Origin of the sequence: Streptococcus intestinihominis (assembly GCF_046824975.1) — a bacterium.
Lineage (GTDB): Bacteria > Bacillota > Bacilli > Lactobacillales > Streptococcaceae > Streptococcus.
Genome location: NZ_JBKQBL010000001.1, coordinates 570,996 through 577,854 on the forward strand (window position 1 = coordinate 570,996; position 6,859 = coordinate 577,854).

Annotated in this window: 5 protein-coding genes; 3 read left to right on the plus strand and 2 right to left on the minus strand. The window is 42.1% G+C overall.

Annotation, left to right across the window (positions count from 1 at the left end; all coding sequences use genetic code 11):
• Both ACLOR3_RS02850 and malQ read right to left on the minus strand, forming a co-directional pair.
• Nucleotides 1–1,225: glycogen/starch/alpha-glucan phosphorylase (locus ACLOR3_RS02850; RefSeq protein ID WP_412036972.1), on the minus strand; the 1,225-nt coding region annotated here is incomplete at its 3' end.
• A 44-nt stretch (nt 1,226–1,269) separates the two neighbouring features.
• Entirely contained in the window at nt 1,270–2,802 is a 1,533-nt protein-coding gene (malQ, locus tag ACLOR3_RS02855; protein ID WP_411400180.1) for a 4-alpha-glucanotransferase, read from the minus strand.
• 472 nt (nt 2,803–3,274) lie between these two features.
• On the opposite strand from malQ, the gene ACLOR3_RS02860 reads away from it, so the two are divergent.
• From ACLOR3_RS02860 to ACLOR3_RS02870, 3 genes are all read left to right on the plus strand, one after another.
• Nucleotides 3,275–4,531 carry an extracellular solute-binding protein gene (locus ACLOR3_RS02860; protein ID WP_411400181.1) on the plus strand — a complete coding sequence of 419 codons (1,257 nt, stop codon included), beginning with the start codon at nt 3,275–3,277 and terminating at the stop codon, nt 4,529–4,531.
• Nucleotides 4,532–4,612: 81 nt separating this feature from the next.
• Entirely contained in the window at nt 4,613–5,908 is a 1,296-nt protein-coding gene (locus ACLOR3_RS02865; protein ID WP_411400182.1) for a sugar ABC transporter permease, read from the plus strand.
• Between the two features lies 1 nt (nt 5,909).
• Nucleotides 5,910–6,752: a sugar ABC transporter permease gene (locus ACLOR3_RS02870; RefSeq protein WP_006596980.1), complete on the plus strand. Its 843-nt coding sequence runs from the start codon at nt 5,910–5,912 to the stop codon at nt 6,750–6,752.
• The last annotated feature ends 107 nt before the right edge of the window (nt 6,753–6,859 follow it).

Below are 6,859 nucleotides of genomic sequence, written 5' to 3' on the forward strand. Positions count from 1 at the left end.
CGTTTGTTTTGTTGTTGAATTTTTCTGGGTAAAGGTCGTAGAAGGCCTTCAACTCTGAGTTCTTCAAGATTTCAGTGTGAAGAGCTGCAACCCCGTTTACACTGTATCCATAGTGGATATCCATGTGGGCCATGTGGACACGATCGTGTTCATCAATGATTTGAACAGCTGGATCTTTGTGTTCAGCACGAACACGACGGTCCAATTCTTCAATGATTGGTACCAAGTGAGGAACCACTTCTTGCAAGAATTCAAGTGGCCATTTTTCAAGGGCTTCTGCAAGGATTGTGTGGTTAGTGTAAGCGGTCATGCTACGAACGATAGAGATGGCTTCATCCATTTCGATACCGCGTTCAGTCAAGAGACGGATCAACTCAGGAATGACCATAGACGGGTGAGTATCATTGATTTGTACAACTGCGTAGTCAGCAAGGTCATGCAAGTTGCTTCCTTTTTCGATCGCTTCATCGATGATCAATTGTGCACCGTTTGAAACCATGAAGTATTGTTGGAAGATACGGAGCAATTCACCTTGTTTGTCACTATCGTCTGGGTAAAGGAAAAGAGTCAAGTTGCGAGCGATATCTGTCTTGTCAAAGTTGATACCATCTTCAATGATAGATGAATCAACTGATTCCAAATCGAACAAACGCAAACGGTTCTTGGTATCGATCTTGTAACCAGGTACGTCGATATCATAAAGTGTTGAAGTCAATGTAAAGTGTGCGAATGGCACTTGGTAGCTACGGCTTGAACGAACGAGCCAGCTTTGATCAGTCAACCATGCATTTGGAATGGTTTCTTGTTGGTTGTTTTTAAGGACTTGTTGGAACAAACCAAAGTGGTAGTTCAATCCGATTCCGTCTCCGTTCAATCCAAGAGTCGAGATAGAGTCGATAAAGCAGGCTGCCAAACGTCCCAAACCACCATTACCAAGTGATGGTTCCAATTCCACTTCTTCTACTTCGATCAAGTCTTTACCAGCGTCAGCCAATTCTTTTTTGACATCATCGTAAAGACCCAAGTTGATCAAGTTGTTCGACAAGAGTTTACCAATCAAGAACTCAGCTGAGATATAGTAAACTTTTTTCTTACCAGTATTTAATTTCTTTTGGGCACTTGCTTGCTTGGTGTAATTAAGCAAAGCAATGTACAATTCTTCATTTGAACATTCTGCAATTGTTTTTTGATGATGATCAATCACATATTTTTGTAATGATTCCATGTTTAAAAGTCTCCTTTGTTTCAACAATTTTAATGGGGGAAAGATTATTTTTCTGCTTTTTTCGCTTCTTCTTTCACCAAGTCAGTATTTTCACGACGATAGATGGTCGTGAAATCAAGCAATTCTTGCTCAACAGCAGGAGTCAATTGATCCGCTGTCATCCGCCATGCCCAGTTGCCACCAAGAGTAGATGGGAAGTTCATACGAGCTGAGCCATCCAACTCTAACAAATCTTGCATGGTAGCGATGGCCATAAAGCTGACTGAAGCAAAGACGGTACGAAGCATCGCATGTGGAACAGATTCGTATTCTTTACGGTTGGTGTAACGAGCAAGGTACTCACGAGTTGGATCGTCAATTTCATTGCGGTACCATCCAAGAACCGTGTTGTTATCATGTGTACCAGTGTACATAACAGAGTTATTTGGCGCTAAGTGAGGGCTGTCGATACTTTCATCATCAGGATTGAAGGCAAATTGAAGAATCTTCATGCCTGGGAAGCCTGTGCGCTCACGAAGCTCAATGACTTCGTCCGTCATGAAGCCAAGGTCTTCTGCGATGATGTTCAAATCACCAAGTTCTTCTTTCACTGCGGCAAAGAGTTTGTAGCCAGGACCTTTGACCCATTTACCTGGTGCTGCTGTATCAGAACCAGCTGGGATTTCCCAGTAAGATTCAAAACCACGGAAGTGGTCGATCCGCACGATGTCGTAGATCTTGAAGCTCTCACGCAAGCGTTCAATCCACCATTTGTAACCATCTTTGTCCATTGCTTCCCAGTCATAGATTGGGTTGCCCCAAAGCTGACCAGTTGCTGAAAATTCATCTGGTGGGCATCCTGCAATGCAGGTCGCTTTCCCATTTTCATCTGTTTTAAAGAGGTGTGGATTTGCCCACATATCACTTGAATCTTCCGCTACGTAGATTGGCATGTCTCCTACGATTTCGATGTGGTTGTCGTTAGCGTATGCTTTCAATTTCAACCATTGTTGGAAGAAGAAATACTGTGTCACTCGATGGTAAGTCAATTTATCTTCCAATTGAGCGCGATAGGAAGCAAGAGCTTCTGGTTGACGAGCGCGAATCGCTGCATCTGGCCACTCTGTCCATGCTTTCAAATCAAAGTGTTCTTTAATGGCCATATATTCAGCAAACAATTCCAACCAAGCTGCATTTTGCTCTGCAAATTGGCTGAAGTCATCCCAATCACCTGATTTCATAAAAGCTTGCACCGCTTTTTCTAGAAGAGGACGACGTTGCTCGAAGATCTTCGCATAATCTACTTCTGTCGGATCTTGACCAAAATCAACACCTTCTACATCAGATGCATCCAAGAGCCCTTGCTCAATCAAGAGATCGAAATCAATAAAATGAGTGTTACCTGCAAAAGCCGAGAAGGATTGGTAAGGAGAATCCCCGTAGCTTGTTGTTCCGAGAGGCAAAATTTGCCAATACCGTTGCTTGGTACGAACGAGGAAATCCACAAAATCGTAGGCTGCTTGGCCAAACGAACCGATTCCATACTTTCCAGGCAAGGATGAAATGTGCATCAAGACACCACTTTGGCGTTTTTTCATTGAGGGTACCACCTTTAGTTTAATATTTTTTGTTTCAAAGAAAAATAGACGAACCTTCTACACTGTTCTGTTCCCACTCCAACTCTCAGAAAGAACAGAAGAAGGGCAGTTATCAGACATAGAGCCGAATTTAACCTATTTATAAATGACCCTAGATCATCTTTATGCAACGTTTAAGGAAAACGTTTGCGTTACTTGTCCATTATAAAGTATTCCTGTGGTTTATGCAAGAGGTTTCCTAAACTTTTATGATTTTTTCTGCAGGTTAACCCCATGCCTAGTTTATCCCTTTCTCATTTTCTTGTCAACTATTTATGTGTATATAATAGAAGATAAAAAAATTTTAAAAATTTTTGCACAAAGAGCTTGCAAACGTTTTCTCCCTGTGATATACTATTCGTGTTAAGGAAAACGTTTGTCTAAAACGTTTTCAACTAATAATCTTATTTTTATTCTTTAGGAGGAATAAATCATGAAACGCACAATTCTTCGAAGCGCTGCTGTACTTGGTACAGTTGGATTCGCATCACTTCTTTTGGTAGCTTGTGGAGGCAAAAAAGAAGATTCTTCTTCTGCTAAAAACGAGTTGACCGTCTACGTCGATAATGGCTACAAATCTTATATGGAAGAAGCTGCGAAAGCTTTTGAAAAAGAAAGTGGCACAAAAGTAAACATCAAGACTGGTGATGCTCTTGGTGGTTTGGACAAATTGTCTCTTGACAACCAATCTGGTAAAGCTCCAGACGTTATGATGGCACCATACGACCGTGTAGGTGGTCTTGGTAACGATGGTCAATTGGCTGAAGTCGCATTGAACAAAAACAGCAAGACCGACAAAACAACTGAATCACTTGTAACAAACGGTGGTAAAGTATACGGAGCCCCAGCAGTTATCGAAACATTGGTTCTTTACTACAACAAAGACCTCTTGCAAGAAGCTCCAAAAACGTTTGGTGAACTTGAAGAATTAGCAAAAGATAGCAAATATGACTTCGCTGGTGAAGATGGTAAAAATACAGCCTTCCTTGCTGACTGGACAAACTTCTACTATGCATACGGACTCCTTTCAGGTAACGGTGGATATGTCTTCGGTAAAAATGGTACAGATCCAAAAGACATTGGTTTGAACAACCAAGGTGCTATCGACGGTATCGAATACGCGAAAACTTGGTACGCTAAATGGCCTAAAGGATTGCAAGACACTAAAGGTGCTGCAAACTTCATCCAAACTCAATTCCAAGAAGGTAAGACAGCTGCCATCATCGATGGACCATGGAAAGCATCTTCATTGAAAGAAGCAAAAGTAAACTATGGTGTAGCAACTATCCCTACCCTTCCAAACGGAAAAGCATACTCTGCCTTCGGTGGTGGTAAAGCTTGGGTTATCCCTGCAGGTGCTAACAACCCTGAAGCAGCTCAAAAATTCGTAGACTTCTTGACTTCAACTGATCAACAAAAAGCTTTCTACGATAAGACGAACGAAGTGCCAGCTAACACAGAAGCTCGTGAATACGCTGTTGGTAAAAACGATGAATTGACAACTGCCGTTGTTAAACAGTTTGAAAATGCACAACCAATGCCAAACATCTCTGAAATGAGTACTGTTTGGGATCCAGCTGCAACTATGCTCTTCGATGCTGTAAGTGGTAAGAAATCTGCTAAAGATGCTGCTGACGGTGCTGTTAAATTAATCAAAGAAACTATCGAACAAAAATTCGGTGGCAAGTAATACAGTTCCCAAGGGGCTGGGAGTGTTTCCCAGCCTTTCGCTGTGATGTGGCCTCTGGTCGCTCACTTATAAGGAGTCGATATGGAAACACAACAAAATCCAAAAAAGGCAATGTGGTTATCCCTCATTCCTGGCTTGGGACAAATCTATAACAAACAGAAAGCAAAAGGATACATCTTTCTCGGTGTAACACTTGTCTTTCTCGCTTACTTTTTCGGGCTTGGTTTGGAGGAATTGTCTAAACTACTTACCCTCGGTACCGTCCGTGGACAAGATAACTCTCTTTTCATCTTAATCCGTGGTGCCTTCCACTTAATTATCACAATCGTTTATTTGATGTTCTATGCTCTGAATATCAAAGATGCGGGTACTGTAGCTAAGCGGATTAATAATGGTATTCGAGTACCGATGACCCTAAAAGAGATGGTGAATGCTATCTATGAAAATGGCTTCCCATATCTTTTGATCATCCCTTCTTACATTGCCATGACCTTTGCAATCATCTTCCCCGTTTTGGTTACCTTGATGATTGCCTTTACCAACTACGACTTTAAGCATACAGCTCGCTTTACGCTCCTTGATTGGATCGGACTTCAAAACTTCACCAACATGTGGACTTTGAGTACTTTCCGTTCTGCCTTTACATCCGTATTGGGCTGGACCTTGATCTGGGCTTTGGCAGCTTCAACACTTCAAATCGTTCTTGGTATCTTGACGGCCATTATTTCTAACCAACCATTCATTAAAGGAAAACGCATCTTCGGTGTCATCTTCCTTCTTCCATGGGCGGTTCCTGCCTTCATCACTATCTTGACTTTCTCAAACATGTTCAACGATAGTATCGGGGCCATCAATGCGCAAGTCCTTCCTCTCTTTGCGAAGATTTTCCCATTCTTAGATGGGGTTCTCATTCCTTGGAAAACGGACCCTACCTGGACAAAGATTGCTTTGATTATGATGCAAGGTTGGCTCGGCTTCCCTTACATTTACGTCTTGACACTCGGAATCTTGCAATCTATTCCAAACGATCTTTATGAAGCAGCCTATATTGATGGGGCGAATGCTTGGCAAAAATTCCGCAACATTACCTTCCCAATGATTTTGGCTGTTGCGGCACCAACGCTCATTAGCCAATACACCTTCAACTTTAACAACTTCTCCATTATCTACCTCTTTAACGATGGTGGACCTGGATCTGTTGGAGGAAATGCTGGTTCAACAGATATCTTGATTTCTTGGATCTATAAATTGACAACGAACTCATCACCTCAATACTCAATGGCTGCTGCGGTTACGTTGATTATCTCTCTGATTGTGATCTCGATCTCGATGATTGCCTTCAAGAAACTGCACGCATTTGATATGGAGGATGTGTAAAATGAAAAATTCAGTTCAATTTAAACGCCGCCTTAATCATTTCTTGACTTACCTCTACTTGGTTGTCCTTTCCATCATCATCATCTATCCATTGTTGATCACGGTTCTTTCAGCCTTCAAAACGGGTAACGTCAGTGCCTTTACGCTTGATTTCAGTGGCAGTCTCAGCTTTGATAACTTCCAAAAACTCTTTACGGACACCTTATATGGTACTTGGTATCTCAATACCTTGATCATCGCCATTATTACCATGGTCGCTCAAACATCTATCATTACCTTGGCAGGATATGCATACAGCCGCTACAACTTCTTGGCTCGTAAGCAAAGTTTGGTCTTCTTCTTGATTATCCAAATGGTGCCTACCATGGCTGCTTTGACTGCCTTCTTCGTTATGGCCTTGATGTTGAATGCCTTGAACCACAGCTGGTTCCTCATCTTCCTCTATGTCGGTGGGGGAATCCCGATGAACGCTTGGTTGATGAAGGGTTACTTCGATACAGTCCCAATTTCACTTGATGAATCTGCAAAATTGGATGGTGCTGGACACTTCCGTCGCTTCTGGCAAATCGTCCTTCCATTGGTGCGTCCAATGATTGCGGTACAGGCACTTTGGGCCTTCATGGGACCTTTTGGAGACTACATCTTGTCTAAATTCTTGCTTCGTGACGAAATCAATTACACGGTAGCTGTTGGTCTTCAAACCTTTATCAGTGACCAAAAAAATCAAAAGATTGCCTTCTTTGCGGCAGGTGCGATTCTGATTGCAGTCCCAATCTGTGTGCTCTTCTTCTTCCTTCAAAAGAACTTTGTTTCAGGCTTGACAGCTGGTGGAGATAAAGGATAAGATAAACTTTTCTATAACCTTCCAGCTATGATGAAAAGGACGAGATCTCCTCTCGTGCTTTTCTCCCAGTCACATAAATTTTATCTTTAAGGAAAGGATGGGAGTGG